The 23,436-nt window shown below is 42.9% G+C and carries 20 protein-coding genes; 8 read left to right on the top strand and 12 right to left on the bottom strand.

The window, feature by feature from the left end; all coding sequences use genetic code 11:
• The first annotated feature begins 259 nt into the window (after positions 1–259).
• On the top strand, positions 260–1,360 hold the full coding sequence (locus I6E61_RS12020; RefSeq protein ID WP_320158591.1) for a formate/nitrite transporter family protein: 1,101 nt from the start codon (positions 260–262) through the stop codon (positions 1,358–1,360).
• A gap of 159 nt (positions 1,361–1,519) precedes the next feature.
• Here the strand turns inward: I6E61_RS12020 and I6E61_RS12015 are convergent, their stop codons facing one another.
• The 6 genes from I6E61_RS12015 to I6E61_RS11990 all read right to left on the bottom strand — a co-directional run bounded on the left by I6E61_RS12015 (position 1,520) and on the right by I6E61_RS11990 (position 6,636).
• Positions 1,520–2,443, bottom strand: coding sequence for a bile acid:sodium symporter family protein (locus tag I6E61_RS12015; protein ID WP_110924069.1), 924 nt, complete (start codon positions 2,441–2,443; stop codon positions 1,520–1,522).
• A 309-nt stretch (positions 2,444–2,752) separates the two neighbouring features.
• Positions 2,753–3,286, bottom strand: a complete 534-nt coding sequence (locus I6E61_RS12010) for a YbjQ family protein (RefSeq protein ID WP_197135000.1) — start codon at positions 3,284–3,286, stop codon at positions 2,753–2,755.
• A 49-nt stretch (positions 3,287–3,335) separates the two neighbouring features.
• Positions 3,336–3,782 carry a YbjQ family protein gene (locus I6E61_RS12005; protein ID WP_197134999.1) on the bottom strand — a complete coding sequence of 149 codons (447 nt, stop codon included), beginning with the start codon at positions 3,780–3,782 and terminating at the stop codon, positions 3,336–3,338.
• 94 nt (positions 3,783–3,876) lie between these two features.
• The gene (locus I6E61_RS12000; protein WP_197134998.1) at positions 3,877–4,434 is read right to left on the bottom strand and encodes a YecA family protein; all 558 of its coding nucleotides are present in this window, start codon (positions 4,432–4,434) and stop codon (positions 3,877–3,879) included.
• A 293-nt stretch (positions 4,435–4,727) separates the two neighbouring features.
• Positions 4,728–4,964 (bottom strand): PA3496 family putative envelope integrity protein, encoded by a 237-nt coding sequence (locus I6E61_RS11995; RefSeq protein WP_110924075.1) that lies wholly within the window; start codon positions 4,962–4,964, stop codon positions 4,728–4,730.
• 211 nt (positions 4,965–5,175) lie between these two features.
• Complete coding sequence (locus tag I6E61_RS11990) at positions 5,176–6,636, bottom strand: hypothetical protein (RefSeq protein ID WP_197134997.1); 1,461 nt, start codon at positions 6,634–6,636, stop codon at positions 5,176–5,178.
• 519 nt (positions 6,637–7,155) lie between these two features.
• Between I6E61_RS11990 and serB the strand changes: the two genes are divergently transcribed.
• From serB to hemJ, 6 genes are all read left to right on the top strand, one after another.
• A complete protein-coding gene (gene serB, locus I6E61_RS11985) occupies positions 7,156–8,346 on the top strand; it encodes a phosphoserine phosphatase SerB (RefSeq protein WP_197134996.1) in 1,191 nt (396 codons plus the stop codon).
• Between the two features lie 234 nt (positions 8,347–8,580).
• Positions 8,581–9,567 carry a DUF368 domain-containing protein gene (locus I6E61_RS11980; protein ID WP_197134995.1) on the top strand — a complete coding sequence of 329 codons (987 nt, stop codon included), beginning with the start codon at positions 8,581–8,583 and terminating at the stop codon, positions 9,565–9,567.
• Between the two features lie 225 nt (positions 9,568–9,792).
• Positions 9,793–10,194 carry an AciT family ciprofloxacin tolerance protein gene (aciT, locus tag I6E61_RS11975; RefSeq protein ID WP_227685889.1) on the top strand — a complete coding sequence of 134 codons (402 nt, stop codon included), beginning with the start codon at positions 9,793–9,795 and terminating at the stop codon, positions 10,192–10,194.
• Between the two features lie 282 nt (positions 10,195–10,476).
• On the top strand, positions 10,477–10,983 hold the full coding sequence (locus I6E61_RS11970) for an SCP2 sterol-binding domain-containing protein (protein ID WP_194198128.1): 507 nt from the start codon (positions 10,477–10,479) through the stop codon (positions 10,981–10,983).
• Positions 10,984–11,192: 209 nt separating this feature from the next.
• Complete coding sequence (gene bioB, locus I6E61_RS11965) at positions 11,193–12,344, top strand: biotin synthase BioB (RefSeq protein ID WP_197134994.1); 1,152 nt, start codon at positions 11,193–11,195, stop codon at positions 12,342–12,344.
• Positions 12,345–12,490: 146 nt separating this feature from the next.
• Complete coding sequence (gene hemJ / locus I6E61_RS11960) at positions 12,491–12,925, top strand: protoporphyrinogen oxidase HemJ (protein ID WP_197134993.1); 435 nt, start codon at positions 12,491–12,493, stop codon at positions 12,923–12,925.
• A 159-nt stretch (positions 12,926–13,084) separates the two neighbouring features.
• Here hemJ and I6E61_RS11955 read toward each other — a convergent pair whose 3' ends face one another.
• From I6E61_RS11955 to I6E61_RS11935, 5 genes are all read right to left on the bottom strand, one after another.
• Positions 13,085–13,726 (bottom strand): hypothetical protein, encoded by a 642-nt coding sequence (locus I6E61_RS11955; protein ID WP_197134992.1) that lies wholly within the window; start codon positions 13,724–13,726, stop codon positions 13,085–13,087.
• Positions 13,727–13,989: 263 nt separating this feature from the next.
• Positions 13,990–14,481, bottom strand: coding sequence for a hypothetical protein (locus I6E61_RS11950; RefSeq protein ID WP_197134991.1), 492 nt, complete (start codon positions 14,479–14,481; stop codon positions 13,990–13,992).
• Positions 14,482–14,605: 124 nt separating this feature from the next.
• On the bottom strand, positions 14,606–15,322 hold the full coding sequence (gene rph / locus I6E61_RS11945) for a ribonuclease PH (RefSeq protein ID WP_110924083.1): 717 nt from the start codon (positions 15,320–15,322) through the stop codon (positions 14,606–14,608).
• A 275-nt stretch (positions 15,323–15,597) separates the two neighbouring features.
• Positions 15,598–17,370: an AMP-binding protein gene (locus I6E61_RS11940; RefSeq protein WP_197134990.1), complete on the bottom strand. Its 1,773-nt coding sequence runs from the start codon at positions 17,368–17,370 to the stop codon at positions 15,598–15,600.
• Positions 17,371–18,045: 675 nt separating this feature from the next.
• Positions 18,046–19,773, bottom strand: coding sequence for an AMP-binding protein (locus I6E61_RS11935; protein ID WP_197134989.1), 1,728 nt, complete (start codon positions 19,771–19,773; stop codon positions 18,046–18,048).
• A 646-nt stretch (positions 19,774–20,419) separates the two neighbouring features.
• Here I6E61_RS11935 and parC point away from each other — a divergent pair.
• A complete protein-coding gene (parC, locus tag I6E61_RS11930; RefSeq protein WP_197134988.1) occupies positions 20,420–22,726 on the top strand; it encodes a DNA topoisomerase IV subunit A in 2,307 nt (768 codons plus the stop codon).
• 132 nt (positions 22,727–22,858) lie between these two features.
• On the opposite strand, the gene I6E61_RS11925 is transcribed toward parC, so the two are convergent.
• Positions 22,859–23,338: a BLUF domain-containing protein gene (locus I6E61_RS11925; RefSeq protein ID WP_197134987.1), complete on the bottom strand. Its 480-nt coding sequence runs from the start codon at positions 23,336–23,338 to the stop codon at positions 22,859–22,861.
• Positions 23,339–23,436 lie beyond the last annotated feature (98 nt).

Below are 23,436 nucleotides of genomic sequence, written 5' to 3'. Positions count from 1 at the left end.
TGAAAATTAGGAAAATCATGAATAGAGTGATTTTAACGCAGATAGGCAGATTTTGTTAGATGGTAAGGCAATTTATAAAGCCTGAAGGCAGTTTTTGAGCAAATTATTAATCAATTAACAACAGCAATCAGCTCAATGCTAAACATAAACAGCGATCGTCATGCGATAGAATATAGCTTCTATCTCAATATAGCTTCTGTCTCTACGTTAGACACATCCTATATAGCAAAACTATTATCTTTTAACCAGTGAGCTTACCGTGCCCCAAGATATTGATAGTCATACTAATCATAAAAAAGACCCGCAAGCCTCATTTACAGATGATGAGCATTTGGCGGATGACAGTCATAGAGAAGGCCAACAAGAAAGCAGCTCTAATAACAACGTTAATGACAACGTTGATGGCAAAGCTAATGGCAACACCAATGAGACAAAAGTCACTGAAGACCTAAAAGATAACGATCTGCCAGAAGAAATCAGTGACGAAGACAAAGAAACCATCAAAAAAGTCGCCAATGACGATAATTTGAGTCACGCAAAAAGCTATGCCAGCATCTTAGTTGAGCAAGTCATGGACGCCAAAGAAACGTTTGAGCGCTCGCTTGGCTCACTCTTTACCAGTGCCTTTACCGCTGGGCTTGAGATTGGTATTAGTTTCTTTATGATTTTATCGGCGTTTGCGCTCCTAAATGAGGTGATACCAAGTCACTATGCCATGGTGCTGTCATCCCTACTGTATCCGATCGGCTTTATTATCGTTGTCATTGGTCAGTCTTTATTATTCACCGAGCAGACCTCGCTCTTGAGCTTGCCGGTCTTAAATAAAATTGAACCACTGCACAAATTGCTACGGCTATGGGGCATTGTGATTGCGGGCAATATCGTTGGCGGCTGTCTATTTGCTGCATTAATGGTTGGCTTAGGCCTACATATGCATCTGTTTACAGACCATGCCATCGATGTCTATGCCGAGCATATCTTAGGGTTTGCGTGGTGGGTGATATTTGGTAGCGCCGTACTGGCAGGTTGGATGATGGGTGTGACCGCATGGCTTGTGACCTCAGCACGCGATACCCTTAGCCGCATTGTCTTAGTCACCATCATTACTGGCAGTATCGGATTTTTGGGTTTACATCACAGTATCGTGGGTAATATTGAGGTATTTTCTGCCTTACTGTATGGCAATACCGTCAGCCTATGGCGCTATTTAGTATTTTTAGCAGTGGTGTTGGTGGGTAATACCGTCGGCGGTGTGGTGTTTGTCGCAGTACTGAAGAACCGCACCTTCTTGTTTGAAATTGAAAAAGTAAAAGAGCAAACCGCTAATGCTAAAGCAAGAGTAGATGTCCGTCATCGTTAAACGCTATCCTCAATCCTGTCTTGCGCTATATTCTACAGACTGTATGCAATGGAATATATCAACTATACATGCAAAAACCCCATAACCAGCTTTAAAAGATCAAGCTGGTTATGGGGTTCAGTTAATTAAAAGACGTTTAAGTAATTTATAGTCTTAAGATTAAAGTCTACGTGCTGCCATCACACTACTGTCTATCTCAGTTTGCTTCGCCTTATTGTGTTGCGCACTGAATACTCTCACCATGATACCTGCGGTTAAGAACATGATTAGTGTATAAATAGCTGGCGTCAGCGACATTTTGTAATTGGCTAATAGTGTCAATGCCATAAACATAGAAAGCGTACTGTTCTGTAGGCCGACTTCCATAGTGATCGATCTTCTTTGTGCGGGATTCAGACCAAACCATTTACTGGTGTAATAACCAAGCGCCATCGTCGATACGTTCAATATCAATGATACAGGGCCAGTGGCTATCAAGGCTTCTACAATGATGTCTTTTTGCACATAGCTTAGGAATAGCACCAAGAAGCTCAGGAATATCACGCCAAAACGAGAAACCATGACCTGTGTTTTATCTGCAACCGTAGGCGCATAGCGTTTAATCAGCATACCAACGCTCACAGGTAAGATAGTCAGAGCAATCAAGCTGACCATGGTTTTGACCACTGGCAACTGAAACTCACTACCCGCGCCCATGAAATACACGAGCGAAAAACTGAGGACGATAGGAATGGTAAACACGGTAATGACGCTTGCAATAGCGGTCATGGTAACCGACAGTGCGACGTCACCTTTGGCCAAATAAGTGAATAGGTTTGAGGTGGTGCCGCCAGGACAAAGCACCAGTAACATAACCCCAACGGCATATTCAGGTTCTAAGGACATCGAGGTTGCCAAGGCAAAACCAACCAATGGTAAGAAGATCAGCTGATTGGTTAGGCCTATTGCGACTGCTTTGGGGTATTTGACGACTCTTTTAAAGTCATTGGTAACTAAGGACAGACCCATCCCCATCATGATCAAAAAGATACCAATGGGAATGACTTTTGAATTTACAAACGTGACTAACTCCACACCTTCCATAACTACATCCTTGTAGATAGAGCCTTTACATAGGCAGTTTTATGACAACTTTGTGATGCTTAATCAGCCAATCCTGCTGAAATTTTTGGTAAAAGCCATCGACGTCATCAATGTTTTGTATGACAACATTACTTGACAGCATTCCATGCCATCTTTCACATATATTCAGTAATCGTAATAGAGCGGTAACATAAAGTATATCTTTGTAAAAGTGTATGTATTTGATTTTTTTGACTACTGGTCAGTCAACGTTGAGTTTTGTGCTGCGACAACCACAGAGGAGAATCTAAATAGCAGTGCTACGAGGTGTTAAGAGATGCTAGGAAATGCAGAAGATACACGTGCAGGTGATGCGTGTGTCGCAGAAACGATAGGTGTATGGTCAGTACTGATGACTGCTGTGCCATAAGCAATGGCTTCTACCATGCTGCCTAGTTGATTGACGTTAGTCACCTCAAGGCGTAGACCATAAATGTGATTACAACCTTTGGCATTGGCCTCGGTACGCATCCGTACGATAGCCTCACGGCGGGCGCGATCTAATAACGTCTCGTAGGTGGTCAGATTTTTACCAAAGATACTTAAGACACGGGCGATAATCATTTTGAAATAATCTTGACCAATCACCACACTACCTAGTACCAGCTCACCCTGACTATTAGCCGCGATATTGGGACGATAAAAGCGTTCGCTTGATACAATGATATGACTCAGTGCTTGCTCGTCGATGCTCAACTGTGCCAAATGCTGACGCTCGTGACGCGTGCCAAAAAACCAACCAGCCGCGAATAATAAAACAAACGGTGCATAGTTGATGAGAAATTGGGTAAGGGAGTTGTTCATGGCACGTCTCTTATCATACAAAAGCATCAATGCTTTAAGATTCGGTTAACTAACCAAAAGGATTGAAACGTGGCAACTCATCAGTAGGTTCTGATGATGGGATTTGCGTACTTGGGTGTTGACCTGAGTGATGATGAAAGTCGTTTGTCGGATTTTGATGTGATTGCTGTGGCATTGGTATTGCTTTGACAGCAGTGCCATAAACAAATAGCTCAGAGGCTCCCTGCGCGATGCTAGAGGTCGAAAAACGCAAACCAACGACTGCATCAGCACCCAAAGACTCTGCCTTGACAATCATGCGGTCTATCGCTTCTTGGCGCGATTCTTCTAGCAGCTCGGTATAAGCTGTCAGCTCACCACCGACGATGTTTTTTAGTCCAGCAAACAAGTCTTTACCAACGTGCTTTGAGCGTACCGTACTGCCGTACACCACATCTAAACGCTCGGTAATTTGATAATTGGGTAAGTGCTCAAGATTGGAAAGCTGCACAGTCATGTTACGACCTTATCAGTGAGTTAAAGAGGTGTAAAACTGCATGAAATATAATAAGCAGCGCTATTGATAGTACTGCTTATTAAATACAAAAGTATTAATCGTTGGTATGAAACAACAAAAACAGCTCAGTCAAATTGCCTTCAATGCTATTGGCCATTTGCGCCAGCTTATCTTCATCTTTACGCATCTCAGCAAGCTCTGGATCTTCGTCATCGATACCGCTCAACACAATCATTGGTAAAGTCAAAACCGCTACGTCTTCTGCGGTTTCTTCATCTTCAAACCAATCACTGGCTTCATCACCATACATTGCATCGACAAAGCCGATTGACCAAGCAACGATATCTGAGTCATCTGAAAAGTCGACGGCTACTTCTTCATCACCAGCGTCTTCATTAAACGGTAGCGCGATAGGCGTCTCGTTTTTTAACTCAGCGATGATTGAGTCACGCCAGCGTGTGATGCCATCGATCACGTTTTCTGGAATCTCACTAGTGTGGCCTTCAAACAATGCATCCATCCAGTTAGGCAATGGGAGACCGATGACTGTCGCCGTCAAAAAACCATGCGCAGCAACACTGTCAAGCACAAACTGGCTCTCTTGATTGTCCATATAGTCTAGTAATTCGTCAAAACTTAATTGGTTACTCATGGTGTAATTGTCCTTGAAAGGTGGATTACGACAGTCTTAATAAATGCGCAATAAACGTTCAGTTACGTGAAAAATCAGTGATAATTTGAGGATAAAGGTCATTCGAATAAACATTCAAACAACCATTATAAAATCAGAACTACTGCATAGAATGGGCTGCTAGCAACCATAGAAAAGTAATAAATAAGATATCATCACCCTAATACCATCAGGTAATGAGCCATTATTACGTGGCTTTAGTCGGCTTAAATGACTGAACTTTCTTATATTGCGTGAGGACTTTATTCTAAAATCTAAAAGTCGTCATCATCCCAGTCATCGCCATCTTCATCGAAGTTATCGATGTCATCTAAATCGTCTTTTAGCTCTTTAGCCAATCGTTTTTCTTCTAGCAAATTATCGATTAGACGACGTTTCTCAAGACTGCTTAAGCGCGTACGTACACTCGTCTCAGCCTCTTCCACCATCTTTGCATCATCATCATCGATGAAATCATCATCAAAATCGTTGTCAATATCAGCGTCACTCATGACAAACTCCTATCATTTTTGGCAAAGGTATTAAGAATACATTAATATATATATGCCTTATAAAGTCTCTACTGAACGTTGTCAATGCTTTTTATCACTATGGCCTATTTTGGCTACAATACCAAGGTAATGATGTGGGCAATATAACAGACAATTGTGTACATAAAAACAGAAAAATTGCCATTAGTTAAACATCATTACATAGATACTATTAAATATGTGACTCATCTTCATTTTCAATCATCAGTACCGAATTTCGGACATCCGCCAAGCGTTGAATCATTGAATCATTCCCACCATCGAATACGGCACATTCACGCTCATAAACGGTCGTTGGACGCATGATGCTTTGCACTTGTATATGATGACTGATTTGCTTGAGTCCAGCATTCGGTAACAAGATCAGCATCTGCTCTTTTTTGCCAACACTGTGCAGCAATTGCGTCATCGCATCACTTTGCGCATCATCACTGATACCCGCTTTGGCAGGTAATGCAAAGCGCGACAGCTCGATATGCTTATCATGGATAATCTTATTAAGCATTAAATACAACTTACCAAGCATCACGCCTGCTAGTGCAACTTTGGCATGGCTATTATCAGCTTTTAATAGCACGCTCGCACCGCTGTCATCGAACTTAGGCTCATTTATCATGCTGACACCTAGCAACAATGGCTGTTTGAGTAGCTCGGTCGCTGCTTGGTTCAACAGCTGAGTGCATAATGCTAAATAAGGCAAGCGCTGGGCAGGTGCAAGACGCTCAAGCATATTAAACTCGTCATGGAATACAATCTGTACTCTCACGCTGTCGAATGCTCGTGTGGCAGACAATCGCGAGGCGCTGCTAGATCTATGAGTACTACTACCGCTCACATCGTCTTGCGTACTTTCTTCTACTTGATCATCTGCCGCACCATCAACAGTAGTACTAGAATGAGCAGTATCACTCGCCGCACTTTGGTTTTGTTGTGTTCTTAAATACTGGTTTACTTCACTATTCACATCAAATTTACGAAGGTCGGCTGGCTTGTGCTCTGAATCACCCTCATCCAAGCTGCCCATTGTTTGAGAGTCGTTTGTTTGACGGTCAGCTGAACGGCGCTCGTGGTTACGGCTGCGCTGATCGATTTGCATATACTGCTCACGATGCAAATCTTGTATATCACGACTGAGCGCATTGATTTGCTCTTTGGTTGGACGAGCAAGATAACCGTAAATCAGCCATAGCAATAAATGTAGCAGCATAGTACCGATGACAAACGGCCACTGCATGGCGATAATCTCACCTTTGCTAATGTCCTTTAATGTCAGTGCTACACTACCGATCACAGCATCACCGTTGGTGGCAATTTGACGAATCGTATCACCTTGCTGCATAGGCGCATTGCCGACTGGTACCAAGATATCGTCGTTATTGTCTGTGATCAATATCTTCGTCACGTCTTGCTCGCTGGTATAGCGATTGGCAATCACGCTTAGACTGACACGGTCTTTATTTTCTAAAGACAACCTTGCCTCATCAATCAGCTGAGCAACCATCTGCTCGCCTTTTAACGCACGACTGTTGCTCAACTGTTGATCGGTGCTGATAACCAATAGTAGAGTCTGCAAACAAAAACTAACCAGAAGAATAATGGCAAACAACCCTTGCCGCGGCGCTAAATACGTCATGATATGTTAAACTTTTTTGGATAAAAGAAATTAAAAAACAAGGCTATTGCTCATTTTTTGGCTATTTTTCAAAAACGGTGATGCAGGCATTTTTTTTGTAACGCGTGTCTTTATAACGTATATCTGGGTAAACCATTGCTTATAGTCGATTCAATTCAAGAGTAGTGCAAGGCAACCGAGTGTAGATGTATATGTGATACTTCAAGCGAGGTTAACGCTGTCATACTTTTATAGTAGAAGGACTATAGGATAAACGACCGCATAGTAGACTTGTTATGACTAAACACATTATCATAAATACAACTCGTTTATGCTATCTACTATATCACCATAATAAACCTTATAGCATTAGCAGCTTTATAAATTTGTCATCATAATAACATTCAATTTCAAACGCTTTTCTGTCTGGTACAGCCCTTTTTAGTTAACCATGATACTTTGCATGTCATCTATAGGCGCTGCCGATGAAAGCTGCTATTATTCCCAATCTTATACGAGCATACAAGGGACAATTAAGCCATGCCAAACAATACATCTTATTCGTTACCAAAAGACAGCAAAGCATGGCAACAAGCCGTTGACTCTATTGCATCGCTCCTACCTGACGGTACCGATCTGCAGGATTTTGACGCGCTACAGTCCCTACCCGTTTTTGCACTAATTGTGGTGCTACCGACCAAAGTCTCAACCCTTGATATCCATCAGTATGTACAGTCGTGGGTCGATGAGCAGCCCAACTGGCATCTGGTCACTGTCGATGAAGATACCGATGCAAGTTTTGTGAATATTACTGTCTCTGACACAGAACCAACATCCGGCAATGCACAACGCCTTCCTTTTACACAGTCACAAGTATTCCGCTATCTATTGGTACCGGTCACTGATACGCTCATGCACCCTGCCAAAAAGACGGCTGCCGCTCACATCATTGATGACCAGTTAACCACACGCTTGCGTCGTGATTTGGCCGAAGAATATAAGAATACTCGCAGCGCTGACAGTGTGGATGATTTGAATGTCGTTGATTGCCATATTTTATCTGTCGGTCATATGCTACGTACCCACAAGCTTGCCTGCTTCGATATGGACTCTACTTTGATTGAGCAAGAAGTCATCGTTGAACTGGCAAAAACCGCTGGGATTGGCGAAGAAGTTGAAGCCATTACTGAAGCGGCGATGCGTGGTGAGATTGATTTTGATGAATCTTTTGCCAAGCGTGTGGCACTATTAAAAGACATTTCAACTGACGTGCTAGATGATATTTGCAGCCGTTTAATATTATCAGTAGGCGCACGCACTACGATCAGTGCGCTCAAAGCCTTGGGTTATCACACCGTACTAGTATCGGGCGGCTTTACTTATTTTGCCCGCTATATTGCAGATCAGTTGGGTATGGACGAGGTTCATGCCAACTTTTTAGATATTGAGAAAGGTAAGGTAACCGGTCATGTACAATTACCCATTGTCAATGGTGCCAAAAAAGCCGCAATCGTTGAACACACAGCTGAGCGCTTAGGCATTGATATGTCACAAGTGGTCTGTATTGGCGACGGTGCTAATGACTTGCCAATGATGGCCATTGCTGATCTAGGCGTCGCTTATCACGCAAAACCTATCGTCCAAGCACGTGCTGATGCCGCGGTAAATGTGACTGGTCTTGAAGGCACGCTTTATGCCCTTGGCTATCCAGCGCTTGCTCCTACTAAATAAGTGCTAAATGCTCGCAATCGTATAAAAAGCTAGGTTGATGTTTTATCATTAATCTGGCTTTTATCTTTCTAGCTTTTATACTTTGTTGCCACTGGTCATGATGCTATTTTAATCAAACCATTTGAATCTTACCGCCTGAGCATTACTTTGGTATAACTACAATTTAGTCTAACTATACTTTAGTCTAACTGTAGTCACTCACTTTCAACGCTCATCTTAAATCAAGGACTGTCCATGACGGCACCCCAATCCCCCAAACCAAGCGAGTCGTCAGCACCGCAACCATTAGATACTAGTGTTACTACGGACAATCCAAAACAGCTGTTAGGTGTCTATATCAAAGGAATGGCCATGGGTGCAGCCGATATCGTACCTGGCGTCTCTGGCGGTACTATTGCGCTGATTGCTGGTATTTATGAGCGATTGATTAATGCGCTTGGCAGTATTGGCCCCAAACTTTGGCAGACATTTCGAAAGGAAGGTGGCATCAAAGGTTTGCTTGCTGTGTGGCGACAGGTCGATGCGACATTTTTATTATTCTTATTATTAGGTATCGCCACCAGTTTCGCCACTTTGGCAGGCATGATTAAGTACTTGCTAGACAATCAACCACTGCTGATTTGGTCGTTCTTTTTTGGATTGGTCGTTGCAACTATATTTATATTACTAACTGAAATTAAGCGTTGGAATATAGGACGTATTGCCTTGTTTGGCGTCGGTCTCGTTAGTGCAATGGTTATCAGTAGTTTGCCATTACTCACCGGCACGCCAAGCTTACCTTATCTGTTTTTTGCAGGAGCAATCGCGATTTGCGCCATGATATTGCCGGGTATATCAGGCTCCTTTATTTTATTATTGTTAGGTGCTTATGACACGGTATTAGAAGCCGTACATACCCTTAATTTTACAGTTATTTTCACTCTCATGGCTGGTATGGTCACTGGACTGCTACTGTTCACCCATGCACTAAAATGGCTATTGGCTCGCTACTATCAAGCGACCCTAGCGCTGCTCACCGGCTTTATCGCTGGCTCTTTGATGAAAATATGGCCGTGGAAAGTAGATATCTTAAACACCTTAGATAACGAGGCAATAAACAACGTCATGCCGTGGCACTACCCTACTGGTCCACACTGGCTCAGCACACTGGGGCTAATGTTATTAGGTGCTGTGTTGGTATCACTGTTATCGTGGTGGGGCAAGCGTAATAACCATCATTGATAACAATTTTAGTTGCTATTGATTAGGAAAACTCTTACTTTGAGAGAGAAACAAGCGCCTCCCCTTACGGCGCTTACTCTCCAAATCTACAATAAAAAATCATCGAAACATCCTAAAAAACCAAACGTCATCGGTTGTCGCAAACTCGCCTGTACCCTCTTTAGCTTTGCCTCGCAAACTTTCATAATAGTCTTATTGGAATTCACCTTATGAATAGCGAGATGAATGATGTTACTAACTATATTTTCTTTTATCGACATAGCGACATGGAGCAATGCTGCTCTACTTGGCTACGGCTTGTTGGCAGTGCTCATAGCGGCGCTCGCCTTCTCGTCTCAGCGCTGGCTGCTCTTATATCTATTTGGCGGTATGGCGTATTGGCTAAGCGTGGAAGTCATTCACAGTATATTATCGAGTCGTCTGATGCTGTCAGAGTTATCAGATTGGCACAGCTATATCATCGCCATGGGTCTCAGCTGGTTGCCTTTAGCGGCCTGGGTGCTATATCGAGCGCTACGTTACGACGATGTCAGTCAATCGGTTCAGCTGCAGCGTGAATTAGAGGCTGCACGCTATATCGAGCATACGCCCGTCTACGATGATGATTACCAACCGCGCTTTCACTAACATTTAGTCCTATATAAATTGGATACGGTGTCAGTCTTGCTTAGCCTACTATTCGTAGTACTGTCACTCGCTTTCTTTGCAACCCAGTTATATTGAACCGACTATAGCCAACTCTATATAAACCATACTGCCGTCATTGAATGTTACAAGATACTTAACGCTCTCTACGTAACTCCTAAAGAATAACAACCTGTCCATCGTTTATAATGTAATTATATATTTGTCACAAAAATTGTTATAAAGTACGTATTATTTTGCGTCTCATTTTTTAGGAGTTCGATTATGTTTACTATTCCTGTTCTAGATATTAAGTCTGATCCTTTAGACGTGTTGTTGGCTGTGATCGGTTATCGTTTATCTATGCTAGCTGATAGCGACGATGAAGCTGTCAAAAAGCTATTCGCTGATCGTAATGTCACGATTGAACTTGCCAGCACTGAAGCGGACATCGCCCGTTATTTTGTCTTTGATAATGGTAGCTTTAGCCAATCTAGCGGTCATGCAAAATCAGCAGACCTCACTATCAACTTCAAAGATTCTATGACTGGTGTTAAGCTTTTGACCAAAGGTAACCTTCCAGCATTTATGACAGCGGTTCAAGAAGGCAATTTAAGCATTGAAGGCGACTACAGCCTCATGATGTGGTTTAACAAGCTTGCCAAGCATATCGTTCCAGCGGTGCCAGAAGAGTGCAAACCTTATCTGGACAAAGCCAAGCCTTATGCTTATAAAGCACAGAACTTTGCAAACCATTGGATTGGTGTTGCCAAGCATAAACTGGGCAAATAACCAGATACAAATAATTAGACCGTTAAATAGCAAAATGAACAGCAAATAGTTACTATTGACCTACTTTATTGTATTCAATATAAATACTATTTAACAGCACTCTGATTTTCTAAAAAGGTTACGGTATACTATATCGCAGCCTTTTTTATTATTTTAAAAACACAAAAACATTTAGATGTACCCAATACCGTTATAAAAGGATTTATCTCATGGCAGGATTACTTAACATCTCAGAACCCAATGCCGATAGCCACGCTCAGACACTCAATCATCAAAACAGTAACGATGATTTTTTGGCCAGTTTAGTCACCGATGCCAACCAACCAACTCCGCACAAGCATAGCCGCGAAGAAATCGCCGCACTGTTTGATTTGCCATTGATGGATTTGTTGTTGCAAGCACAAACAATACATCGGGCACACTTTACTGCCAATGAAGTACAAATCAGCACCTTGTTGTCGATTAAAACAGGTAATTGCCCTGAAGATTGCGGCTACTGCTCTCAATCAGGTCACCACCGCGACACGACTAAATTACAAGCAGAGAAACGCATCGAAGTGGACAAAGTCATTGCCGCTGCTAAACGTGCCAAAAACAGTGGTTCATCACGTTTCTGCATGGGTGCTGCATGGAAACATCCAAGTGCAAAAGACATGCCTTACGTGGTTGAGTTAGTTAAAGAAGTCAAGGCATTGGGGCTTGAGACCTGTATGACGCTTGGTATGTTAGATACCAATCAAGCGACGCAATTGGCGGATGCCGGATTGGACTATTACAATCATAATCTAGATACCTCACGCAGCTATTATGAACAAGTCGTCAGCACGCGCAGCTATGATGAACGTCTGGATACGATAGACAATGTGCGCAACTCAGGCATCAATGTCTGTAGTGGTAATATCGTTGGTATGGGTGAAAGCCGTGATGACCGCATCGACTGGGTACATGAATTGCTCAAAATGCCAAAAGCGCCAGAGTCGATCCCAGTCAACTTGCTCGTCCCTATCGCCGGTACTCCTATCGGTGACAAAGTACTTGCCGAAGGTCAGCTGTCTGTGCTTGAGTGGATTCGTACCATTGCCGTAGCGCGTATATGTTGCCCAACCAGCTATGTGCGTCTATCTGCTGGCCGCGAAAGCCTCTCTGACTCCGAGCAAGCCTTGGCCTTTATGGCAGGTGCCAACTCGTTCTTTTATGGTGATAAACTGCTGACGACTGGGAATGCCAGTCAATCAGGCGACGACAGACTCATGCGTGAGCTTGGACTAACCAAGCAATTTGCAGCACCAAGAGCGCCTAGAGTACTGCCTGTCATGGATGCGATGAATGGTCATCAAACACAAGTAATATTGGCTGACTAGTTTGATGGTGTGCAGCGACTATTCATCAATAACCTGCATTGCACTTGCATTTGGGCTGTGTCATCAATTAGCCCTTATAAAAAGCGTATGAAAATAAGCCTAGGGTGTGTCCTTATTCCAAATGACTGATAACAAGAGATTAAGTAATGGCAGATTATTTTAACTGGATCAAAGCAGCACATATTATTTCTATGGTTTGCTGGTTTGCGGCGATTTTCTACTTGCCACGTCTGTTTGTTTATCATGCGATGAGTGATGATACCATCAGCCAAGAGCGCTTTGCCATTATGGAGCGTAAGCTGTATCGTGGCATCATGACCCCATCGATGATAGCGACATGGGTCTTTGGTCTATGGATGTTGGGGCTGGGCTGGGATGTCTATAAAACTCAAGGTTGGCTGCACGTCAAGCTCTTACTAGTGGTACTGCTATCCGGCTATCATGGTGCTTGCGGCTTGTATCGCAAAAAACTGATTGATAATCCACACTATAAATCTCATAAGTTTTGGCGTTGGTTTAACGAAATACCCGTTTTTGCTTTGGTGATTATCGTCATTTTAGTTGTGGTAAAACCTTTCTAAAATTAGCGCCAAAACCAGAAGAATAATTGATATCTACAAACTAAAAGCGTCCGCCACTTTATCAGTGACGGACGCTTTTTTTGACCTATTATATCTAGTAGCTTGAACTACCTTGATACCGCTGACCATATTTCTGAAGTTGGTATCAAACGTTAAATATTAAACACTAGGGCGCATGATTTGATAGACGTTACTCAGATCATAAACACGGTAACGAGCTGGCTCACGGCGGTTTTCGCCAGCATAGCTTAATATCAATGCTTGCTTCGCGCGCTCATCGACCCAGCCCACAAATAGCCCACTGTGCTCGACGCCATTATAGCCATGGTTGATATAGTAGAGCCAATCACCCGCCTCAATCTCGCTACTATTAGCATAAGGACCTTGTCCGTACGTGCCTTTATGTATGGTATTGCGTGTCACCCCTGCTCGATTAAATACGGCATTTAAGTAGTCCCAGCAGCCACCTTGAATGATGGTGCGCTCATTTAGCGCCATCTTGCGAGCAGTACTGACGACCTCACGGGCAGCGGGACTGCTTTGTATCTCCGCATTACTCAGTAACGGTAAGTACTCACTATCGACATTGTCATAGTTCCCAGATAAAAACGCAGGGAGCACTGTGGGCGCTTGACGAGATAAGTCTGGATAACGATAGGAAGTAGTTGTCGTTAATTGGGCAGATTTTTGAGCGATCAGTGAGCTCATACTATCTGCATGAGCTTGACCTATTAGGCTAACGGTAAATAATAGACTGCATGACGCTGTAATTGATGACATCAATGTAGGCAAACGCAACATGACTGATTCCTTGTCTATAAGATATAAATAATGACATAAGCAACAATAATAGGCGCTTTTCAAGTTTACTTATAAACTATTTAGGCATGAATCTGCAAGCACTATTCATTCTGAATAGATGATAGAAGGTATTAAAATATAGATTAATGGTGGAGTCACAATGCAAAATTAGGAGGGGTAAATCAAGATAGTACTAAAGGCTAGGCAGGTGATATATACGCTTTTAGAAAAATTTGATTTGGATAGGATATGAGAGACAACTACTAATTATCACTCATTTTGATATTAACATGGCGCTTAGATAACGCTTGGCCTTGTAGGATAGCTTTAGCAGCAGTGGCTTCTTGGATACTTTCAAAGCCACTGATATTGTACTTACGTGTGTCACTACTATCGACAATCTGTAACTGCTCGCCGATCAGCGTTACCTTGTCACTGTCGATCAAATGGATATGCTCTCGCTTACCCTGATTGTCATGCACCAGCTCACCAGCACGCACCCACAGTGTGCCGCTACTGATAGCGCCAACCATAGCTTTTTTATGTTTTTGGCGTTGTCGATTAAAAATAAAACTGCCAATAATTAGCAACGCTAGCGCACCGATAGCCAAGCGCTCAGGTAGCACACTCATTGCAAAGGCGACTGCAACTGCCCCGACCAATAAGGCAGAGCCAAACCAAAACATACCGTTATCAGTCGTTTGGGACGGACCTTGCAAGGTGATTTTGGCGCCATCGTCGGTCAGCTTAAGCATGCATGATTACCTGTTGCGAGATATCTATTTGGCAACAGATAGCGGGATATTAAAAGCCAACTATCTGTTAGAGGTCGTTGTAGTGTTAAAAAATCAGCACCGTTTATAATTGAGTAAAAGTAGATTACCAACCTAAAGCAGTTTGCTGCATTTTAATCAATTCGGCAATTCCTTTTTCGGCAAGAATCAGCATATCGTCCGCTTGAGCGCGAGTGAATGGTTTTTCTTCCGCAGTACCTTGCAGCTCAATGAACTCGCCTTTTTGAGTCATAACGACGTTCAAATCGGTATCGCAGCTAGAGTCTTCTTCATAATTCAAATCTAGATACGCTTCACCATCTTTCATACCGACAGACACAGCAGCAACTAAACCAATCAATGGATCTGCTTTTAGTTTTTTGGCTTTTTGGACCGTCTCTAGTGCGTCAATCAGTGCAATCGCTGCACCAGTTACGCTAGCAGTACGAGTACCACCATCAGCTTGCAGTACATCACAGTCAAGATAAATGGTGTTTTCACCCAACTTACTCAAGTCAATCATCGCACGTAAGCTACGACCGATTAAACGCTGAATCTCTTGGGTACGACCTGATTGCTTGCCGCGTGCCGCTTCACGTTGATTACGGGTATTGGTCGCGCGTGGCAGCATACCGTATTCAGCGGTAATCCAACCTTTGCCTTTGCCTTTCAACCAACGCGGTACACCAGACTCGACACTAGCAGTACATAATACTTTGGTATCGCCAAAGCTCACTAACACTGACCCTTCGGCATGCTTAGTATAATGGCGCTCAAAGCTGATAGAGCGAAGTTGGTCAAGCTCACGATTGTCATTACGCATAAAAATTCCTAGTACAATGTTTGAAAAGCAGGGTGATAAAAATGGCTATAAAATAAAATGTTGTCGCTACATGGCAGAGCATTATTTATTATCGTATATTTATTAATCGCATACCAGCTCATGAAAATTGACATATACGAATATAACTCGAATACAAATAGCGACTGCGTGCCTTAGTGGACGCAAATATGGAGATATCCTAACGTGACAGCGGCGCAATAGCAAGATTCACCCACGCTATTACGCCGCTGTTTCAGTAAAGTGTGGTGTTAAATTTATTCTAAACCTTCCATCTTACGCAATTCTTTACGTAGGATTTTGCCTACGTTTGACTTTGGTAATTCATCAACGAACTGGATGCTACGCGGACGTTTATAGCCGGTCAGTTGCTTTTTGCCAAAATCGAGTAGCTCTTGCTCTGTCACCTCGCCTTTTTTGACCACAAATAACTTTGGCTCTTCACCGCGGTTTTCGTTAGGAACACCGATCGCACCGCACTCAACCACTGCTGGATGCTCGCTCATGGCCTCTTCAATCTCATTTGGATAAACATTAAAACCAGAGACTAAGATCATGTCTTTTTTGCGATCAACGATTTTAATAAAGCCTTTTTCATCCATGATACCGATATCACCAGTTTTGAGATAACCATTGGCAGTAAAGGTTTCCTTTGTTTCCTCTGGACGGTTTTGATACCCAATCATCACTTGCGGACCTTTGACACAAATCTCGCCACGGTCACCCAGAGCGACTTCTTTTTCATCATCATCAATCAGTATCACATCTGTGCTAGAAGCAGGAATACCAATCTTGCCAGTGAATTCAGCAATGGTCATTGGGTTAAAAGCAACCACTGGCGAGGTTTCAGACAGACCATAACCCTCAACGATAGGCAAGCCTGTGATTTTATGCCACTCTTTTGCCACGCTTGGTAGTACTGACATGCCGCCGCCGATAGAGGCTTTTAGATTAGAAAAGTCTAAATCCGCAAAGCTGTCTTTGTGTACCAAGCCATTGAATAACGTATTTACCGCAGGAATAAATGATGGTTTATATTTGCCCATCTCTTTAATCAGACCATCGAGATCACGTGGATTCGGGATAAGCAAACCCGCATAGCCTTGGTACATGCCATACATACCGCAAACCATAAATGAGAACACATGATAGAGAGGTAACGCCGTCAAGATAACCTCGTCGGCATCAGCGTCATCGTCAAATGCACTGTTCATCAACGCACTGATCTGTAGCATGTTGGCCACTAAGTTACCATGTGACAGCATTGCCCCTTTAGCCACACCTGTAGTACCACCGGTATATTGCAGCAATGCCACGTCGCCTAAATTCAAATCAGGACGTTTATATTTGCTAGCAGAAACAGCATTCAAGGCATGCTTGAAGCTCACACTCTCTGGCAAGCTATAAGCAGGAATCATTTTTTTGATATGGCGCGCAACGAGGTTGACCACGGCTCCTTTGATCGTGCCTAGCATATCGCCAATCTTACAAACGATGACGTGCTCGACTTGACCTTTATCTTCCGCTTCTTGATACGTTTTTGCAAAATTCTCTACGATAAATAAAGCTTTTGTGCCGCTATCGTGCAGCTGATGTGATAACTCGCGGCTCGTATATAAAGGGTTGACGTTGACTAGCACCATACCTGCGCGGATGATACCTAATGCAACCACTGGATACTGCAGGAGATTGGGCATCATTACCCCAACTTTATCACCCTTGACCAATCCTAACGATTGTAAGTAACTGGCAATTTGACGACTAAACAAATCCAATTGCTTAAAGGTAATCGATGCACCCATACAGATATAAGCAGGCTTTTGGCCATAACGGCTAAAATTACGCTCAAACACCTCCAATAAAGAAGTATTATCATCCGGCATATCGATAGTAGCCGCAATACCATAGCGCTCATAAGTACCTAACCATGGGCTATCACTCGGTATCATCGGCATAGTAGGAAATGCGCTGTCGTTATTATTAGTCGCAGCATTATTGTTTGTGGTCTTTTTATTGGTACTGTCGGTCATAACTTTTCCTAAATGTTGCCGTTAAAAACGTAGAATAATCTAATGGAAACACCATTATTTTTGTGGTTGATCAATGACAGCAAAACTTGTGAATAAGAAACGATGATAAGGTAATAGCATTCGTTATTCACAAGATTTGTAAATCAAAGCGCAGTATTAGGTCCATGATAAGTGGTGTAATAACTCAACAAGGATAAATTAACATTCACACCTATAATGTTGATTTTACAAGGAATATAGAGAAAAAATCATATCGTATTATAGTTAAATATAACTATACGCTGATGAGCACTATAGCAGTTTTGCCAAAAATTCTCTATCTATACTAAGTCCTGCTCTCAACTCAATCGCTGACTATCTAACTAGTCTAATGATGACGAGGCTAATGATGGTTAGGTTTTGCCAAACAGTAACACATAGCTGATTAATATCTCGATATTGTCGACGTCATTGTTTTCTTTTGATTTCAATACTTGTTAATTGATTACGGCTTTTGAAATAAAGACTCGCCCTAGCGACATCTTAAAGACAAAATAGACGCAAAAAAATGACAAGATAGCATGTAAGCAATCTTATCATTTTTAGTGGAGACCCTACTCTGTATTACGATTAGTTATGAGCGCTGAGTCTTTGTAATCACTCATAACTAGCTTTTGAGTATTGAGTATCAATCAATTAGCCATGGTTCTTTTCTTCAAGCAATCGCAAATCTTTACGTAGGATTTTACCCACGTTAGATTTTGGCAATTCATCGATAAACTCAACATGGCGAGGACGTTTGTAACCGGTTAGATTTTCTTTGCCATAAGCAAGCACTTCTTCAGTAGTCAGGCTAGGATCGTTGCGTACGACATAAATCTTAGGAGTCTCGCCGCTCTTTTCGTCACTAATACCAATGACACCGCACTCTAGAATTTTAGGATGACCCGCCATGACTTCTTCGACTTCGTTAGGATAAACGTTGAAACCAGACACCAAAATCATATCTTTTTTGCGGTCAACGATCGTCACGTAGCCATTGTCAGCCATTATACCAATGTCGCCTGTACGGAAGAATCCGTCTGCTGTCATCACTTCGGCGGTAGCATCTTCACGATTCCAATAGCCTTTCATAACCTGTGGGCCACGAACACTAATCTCGCCGCGCTCACCAAGCTCTACTTCATTACCCGCATCATCTAAGATGGCAACATCAGTCGCTGGCATCGGTACACCAATAGTACCTGTGAATGTTTTACTATTGCTAGGGTTAGAGGTCGCAACCGGTGCTGTTTCAGACAATCCATAACCTTGGATAATGATATTACCCGTTACTTGGCGCCATTTTTCAGCGGTTGGACTCAGTACTGCCATGCCGCCGCCCATTGATTGACGCAGCTTGCTATGATCCATCGCGATAAATTCTTCGTTATTGGCAAGCGCGTTGAACAACGTGTTGACCGCTGGGAAGAATGCTGGTGGATTGGCTTTATATGCTTTTAATAAGCTATCAAGATCACGTGGGTTTGGTACTAATAGCACCACACAACCGCGATATAGACCAAACATACCGCACACAGTAAATGAGAAAATATGATACATCGGCAATGCTGTCATAATGACAGGCTGCTCACCTCTTTGATCGAAATCATCAAAAGCAGTGCCCAAAAAGGTATTGGATTGAATTAAGTTTGCCACTAAGTTTTTGTGCGTCAGCATCGCGCCTTTTGCCACACCTGTCGTACCACCGGTATATTGTAGGACGGCGATGTCATCGAGCGTGATATTGCTTGGGCGTTTATATTTACTCGCAGCGCTATGACTCAGCGCACTTTTGAAGGTGATGCTATTGCTAATGCTATAGGCGGGCACCATTTTTTTCACATGGCGAACGACCGTATTGACCATGAATCCTTTGAGCGTACCCATCAAATCGCCCATACCTGTAATCACGACCTTATCGACTAGACTACGGCCGATGTCTTGATAGGTTTTGGCGAAGTTTTCAACCATGATCAGCACTTTTGCGTCTGAGTCAGTCAATTGATGCTCAAGCTCTCTGGTGGTATATAACGGATTGACGTTGACTAAGGTAAAACCTGCACGCAGTACTGCAATGACAGAGATTGGCAATTGCAGAATATTGGGCATCATGACCGCAACTTTGTCACCTTTGACCAGTCCTAATGACTGTAGATAGGCAGCCATTTGGCGACTGTATAAATCTACTTCTTTAAAGCTTAATGATGAACCCATGCAAATATAGGCAGTCTTATCACTATTCTCAGCAAAGCTTTTCTCAAAAACATCGATGAGTGAGGTGTCGTCAGCTGGCATTTCAATGTTGTAATCCAGTCCAAGCTCTTCATACGTTTTTAGCCAAACTTTATCGTCACGACGGGTAAAATTTACTTGATTTTCCATAATCTTTTTTCTCCTAGTAATAGTACATTACCGTCAGCGTATACTAATCACAGTGTGATAAACATACGAAATGCCAAGCCTTTGCTGACCATTACGGTGGTAAGCAAGGCTATGGCGCAATCGTACAGTGCTGAGCAAACAATATAGCGGTAAATAGCCCTTTGTTTATTAACATACACACTTTGTACAAACTACTCAATATAAAAGATTGCTGCTTGAGTTCGCAAACAAGCTTGACGGAAAATAAAACCTTTTATATCAAATTCTTAATAATAAAAACCAATGAGTTTTTAGCACTCAATTGTCGAACATTCATCCATAGAAGTCCTATGGTTTGTTACCCGTTCATTACTTTGTACTGTCAAGGGCGCTAGCCAATTCTGTTAAAGTCACAAAGTTACGGCGAGTGCCGTCCTTATCATTGCTTAACTGACGGGCAATACTAATTGTTGCTAGCTTGACCTGTTTTGTAAAAGCCATCAAGCAAAGTGTGATAGATAAACCTAATAAAGCGCGTCACGTCCTGTCGTCTATTCTGACTTATACCTTTTTAATTCTGCCAATTTCCTTTACGATAGCACTATCCTATTTGTACGCTTGCACCAATTATCTATACCTATTAAAACTGATAAGTGAATCCTATTTTATGTCTGATGTTATTGATAATACGATTGTCCCAATCATTCCCACTGAACCGATGGATACTCGCTCAGTCGCAGAGTTCACTGAGCAAGCCTATCTCAACTATGCCATGTACGTCATCATGGATCGAGCGCTGCCAAATATCGCTGACGGTCTAAAACCTGTACAGCGCCGCATCGTCTACGCCATGAGCGAGCTGGGGCTAAAATCGACTGCCAAGGCCAAAAAATCGGCACGTACGGTCGGTGACGTCTTGGGTAAATACCATCCGCATGGTGATAGTGCTTGTTACGAAGCCATGGTTCTAATGGCACAGCCGTTCAGCTATCGCTATCCACTCATCACTGGTCAAGGTAACTGGGGTAGCCCTGATGATCCTAAATCCTTTGCGGCGATGCGTTATACCGAAGCCAAAATGTCCGCTTATGCCAATACGTTGCTAGCAGAACTCGGACAAGGCACAGTCGATTGGCAAGACAACTTTGACGGTACGATGCAAGAGCCAACTACCCTACCTGCCCGCCTACCTAATATTTTACTAAACGGCACGACAGGTATCGCGGTCGGTATGGCAACAGACATTCCGCCACATAATCTCAATGAAGTAGTACGTGCAGCGATTCGGTTACTTAAAAATCCTGAACTGTCGGTCAAGCAGCTTACCCAATCAATACCAGCACCTGATCTGCCAACACCTGCTGAAATCATTACCAGTAAAAAAGATTTGCAAGCGATGTATGAAACGGGTCGTGGCAGCTATAAAATGCGTGCGACGTTCCATGTTGATCCTAAAGAAAAGAATCTCGTCATCATTGATGCGCTTCCTTACCAAGTATCAGGCAACAAAATCCAAGAGCAAATCGCCAAGCTCATGACCGATAAGAAGCTGCCTTGGATTACTGATATTCATGATGAGTCAGATCACGAAAATGCCTGTCGTATCGTGCTTGAGCTAAAATCAACCCGAGTCGATGTTGCTCGCGTCATGAGTCACCTGTTTGCTAGTACTGAGCTTGAGAGCAATTATCGCGTCAATATGAACATGATTGGCCTAAACGGTAAGCCGCAGGTCAAAAACCTAAAAGAAATATTGGAAGAATGGCTCGTCTGTCGCCGTTCTGTGGTCACACGCCGCTTGCAATATCGTCTTGATAAAATCGATAAACGCTTGCACATCTTGGCAGGTTTACTAATTGCTTATCTTAATATTGATGAAGTCATTCGCATCATTCGTGAAGAGGAAGATCCAAAAGCGACGTTAATGCAGAACTATGACCTGACTGACATTCAAGCCAATGCGATTTTGGATATTCGTCTGCGTCAATTGGCAAAGTTAGAAGAGATTGAGCTGCGCCGCGAGCAAGATGAACTGGCTGCCGAACGTGCCATTATTCAAGAGTACTTGGACAATCCAGACAGTCTAACCAATCTGATGATTGACGAGCTGACAGCCGATATGAAAGAACACGGCAATGAGCGCGTATCACCACTGGCAGAGCGCGAAGAAGCGCAAGCATTAAAAGAGTCAGACCTCGTACCTAGCGAACCTGTCACTGCTATCCTATCAAAAGCGGGCTGGATTCGCGCAGCCAAAGGCCATGATGTCGATGCTGCCGGTATGAGTTACCGCTCAGGTGATAGCTATCAAGCGCACGTCCGCGGTAAATCCAATGAGCGAATCTACGTGCTCGACAGCACTGGACGCAGCTATAGTATCGATGCGCATAACTTAGCGTCTGCGCGTGGTCAAGGCGATCCGCTGACCAGTGTGTTAAAACCGCCAGCAGGTGCCAGCTTTGAGCAGCTACTAACGGGTGCTGACGATCAACGCATTATTCTCGCCAGCTCCGCAGGTTATGGCTTTATCAATACCATTGGCAATCTCGATAGCAATCAAAAAGCGGGTAAAAACATCATTAACCTAGCGGCTGATAGTCGCTTGCTTCCTGTCGCACGTATCGATGCGCCAGTAGATGCGACCGTTAATGCCGAAGGTGAGAATAGCAATACAAGTGTGGCACCTGACCACGTCGCCGTCACGACCAATGCAGGATACTTACTGATATTTGGCCTCGATGATCTGCCTGAACAGGCGCGCGGTAAAGGTAATAAGCTGATCAAGCTAAAGGACGGCGAAGAAGTACTTACTATCACGCCACTGAGTCAGCAAGATAGCCTTGTCATTACTGCCGGTAAGCGTCACGTGACACTCAAGCCAAATGATTTGGCTAACTATACGGGTGTGCGTGGTAATCGTGGTGGGCAGTTGCCAAGAGGCTTTCAGAATGTGACGAGTGTTGAAGTTGGCTAATTTGACTATTTAAATTTTGGAAATCCTAGTTCAAAATCTGGCTGATAAAATTAAACAACTCCTATCAAAAAGCCGCCTATACGATGTAATGTATAGACGGCTTTTTTACGCCAATCAGAATATAGAACTTATCTAAGACTTATTGGATTCGGTATCCTCAAATATCGCTTTCAGGAAGCTTGTAATCTGAGTGCTTTTCATTAGATAAGGATTAAAGTCAGCACCTGCTGAGAAGCTTTTTAGGGTATATTCTTCGTCTTCTACGCTTGATGTTAAATATTTTAATAAAAACCCATCCCATCTACGTACTTCTACTTCTTCAACCATACTGAGATGAGGTCCTAGGTAAGAATATTCATTGATCAACTTTACTAATATGTCATTGATAAGAGGTCTTGGACCTTCGATATTTTGGATGAAGTAATTGTCATTAACGACAAGCGCTGAGGTTACACCACTTTTTTCATTGTTTCTTCGCCATTGCTCAAGAAGACGAGCCAATTCTATTCCATTATTACTGTCACTATTTTTGCCAATATACGTCAGGCTGAGAATAATATGCTCACCATGTCTTTTTCTATTTTCTGAAGGTCGGCTGGTAGTGATATGCATAAGAAACCTTATTTATAAAAAAATTATCTAAATCAAAAGATACTTTATAGACAGCTTTTTAATACTAGCTAGAACAAGTAAATATTCTAGGAAACAAA

The sequence above is a fragment of the Psychrobacter sp. NZS113 genome, from assembly GCF_015864825.1.
GTDB lineage: Bacteria > Pseudomonadota > Gammaproteobacteria > Pseudomonadales > Moraxellaceae > Psychrobacter.
Note: the sequence above shows the minus strand (reverse complement) of the source record. Positions and strands in the feature narration are given on the sequence as shown.

What these genes read in the sequence shown, in the direction of transcription:
- I6E61_RS12015 (WP_110924069.1), bottom strand. Translation starts at nt 2,443, where the DNA reads ATGGAAGGTGTGGAGTTAGTCACGTTTGTAAATTCAAAAGTCATTCCC.
- I6E61_RS12010 (WP_197135000.1), bottom strand. Translation starts at nt 3,286, where the DNA reads ATGAACAACTCCCTTACCCAATTTCTCATCAACTATGCACCGTTTGTT.
- I6E61_RS12005 (WP_197134999.1), bottom strand. Translation starts at nt 3,782, where the DNA reads ATGACTGTGCAGCTTTCCAATCTTGAGCACTTACCCAATTATCAAATT.
- I6E61_RS12000 (WP_197134998.1), bottom strand. Translation starts at nt 4,434, where the DNA reads ATGAGTAACCAATTAAGTTTTGACGAATTACTAGACTATATGGACAAT.
- I6E61_RS11995 (WP_110924075.1), bottom strand. Translation starts at nt 4,964, where the DNA reads ATGAGTGACGCTGATATTGACAACGATTTTGATGATGATTTCATCGAT.
- I6E61_RS11990 (WP_197134997.1), bottom strand. Translation starts at nt 6,636, where the DNA reads ATGACGTATTTAGCGCCGCGGCAAGGGTTGTTTGCCATTATTCTTCTG.
- serB (WP_197134996.1), top strand. Translation starts at nt 7,156, where the DNA reads ATGCCAAACAATACATCTTATTCGTTACCAAAAGACAGCAAAGCATGG.
- I6E61_RS11980 (WP_197134995.1), top strand. Translation starts at nt 8,581, where the DNA reads ATGACGGCACCCCAATCCCCCAAACCAAGCGAGTCGTCAGCACCGCAA.
- aciT (WP_227685889.1), top strand. Translation starts at nt 9,793, where the DNA reads ATGATGTTACTAACTATATTTTCTTTTATCGACATAGCGACATGGAGC.
- I6E61_RS11970 (WP_194198128.1), top strand. Translation starts at nt 10,477, where the DNA reads ATGTTTACTATTCCTGTTCTAGATATTAAGTCTGATCCTTTAGACGTG.
- bioB (WP_197134994.1), top strand. Translation starts at nt 11,193, where the DNA reads ATGGCAGGATTACTTAACATCTCAGAACCCAATGCCGATAGCCACGCT.
- hemJ (WP_197134993.1), top strand. Translation starts at nt 12,491, where the DNA reads ATGGCAGATTATTTTAACTGGATCAAAGCAGCACATATTATTTCTATG.
- I6E61_RS11955 (WP_197134992.1), bottom strand. Translation starts at nt 13,726, where the DNA reads ATGTTGCGTTTGCCTACATTGATGTCATCAATTACAGCGTCATGCAGT.
- I6E61_RS11950 (WP_197134991.1), bottom strand. Translation starts at nt 14,481, where the DNA reads ATGCTTAAGCTGACCGACGATGGCGCCAAAATCACCTTGCAAGGTCCG.
- rph (WP_110924083.1), bottom strand. Translation starts at nt 15,322, where the DNA reads ATGCGTAATGACAATCGTGAGCTTGACCAACTTCGCTCTATCAGCTTT.
- I6E61_RS11940 (WP_197134990.1), bottom strand. Translation starts at nt 17,370, where the DNA reads ATGACCGACAGTACCAATAAAAAGACCACAAACAATAATGCTGCGACT.
- I6E61_RS11935 (WP_197134989.1), bottom strand. Translation starts at nt 19,773, where the DNA reads ATGGAAAATCAAGTAAATTTTACCCGTCGTGACGATAAAGTTTGGCTA.
- parC (WP_197134988.1), top strand. Translation starts at nt 20,420, where the DNA reads ATGTCTGATGTTATTGATAATACGATTGTCCCAATCATTCCCACTGAA.
- I6E61_RS11925 (WP_197134987.1), bottom strand. Translation starts at nt 23,338, where the DNA reads ATGCATATCACTACCAGCCGACCTTCAGAAAATAGAAAAAGACATGGT.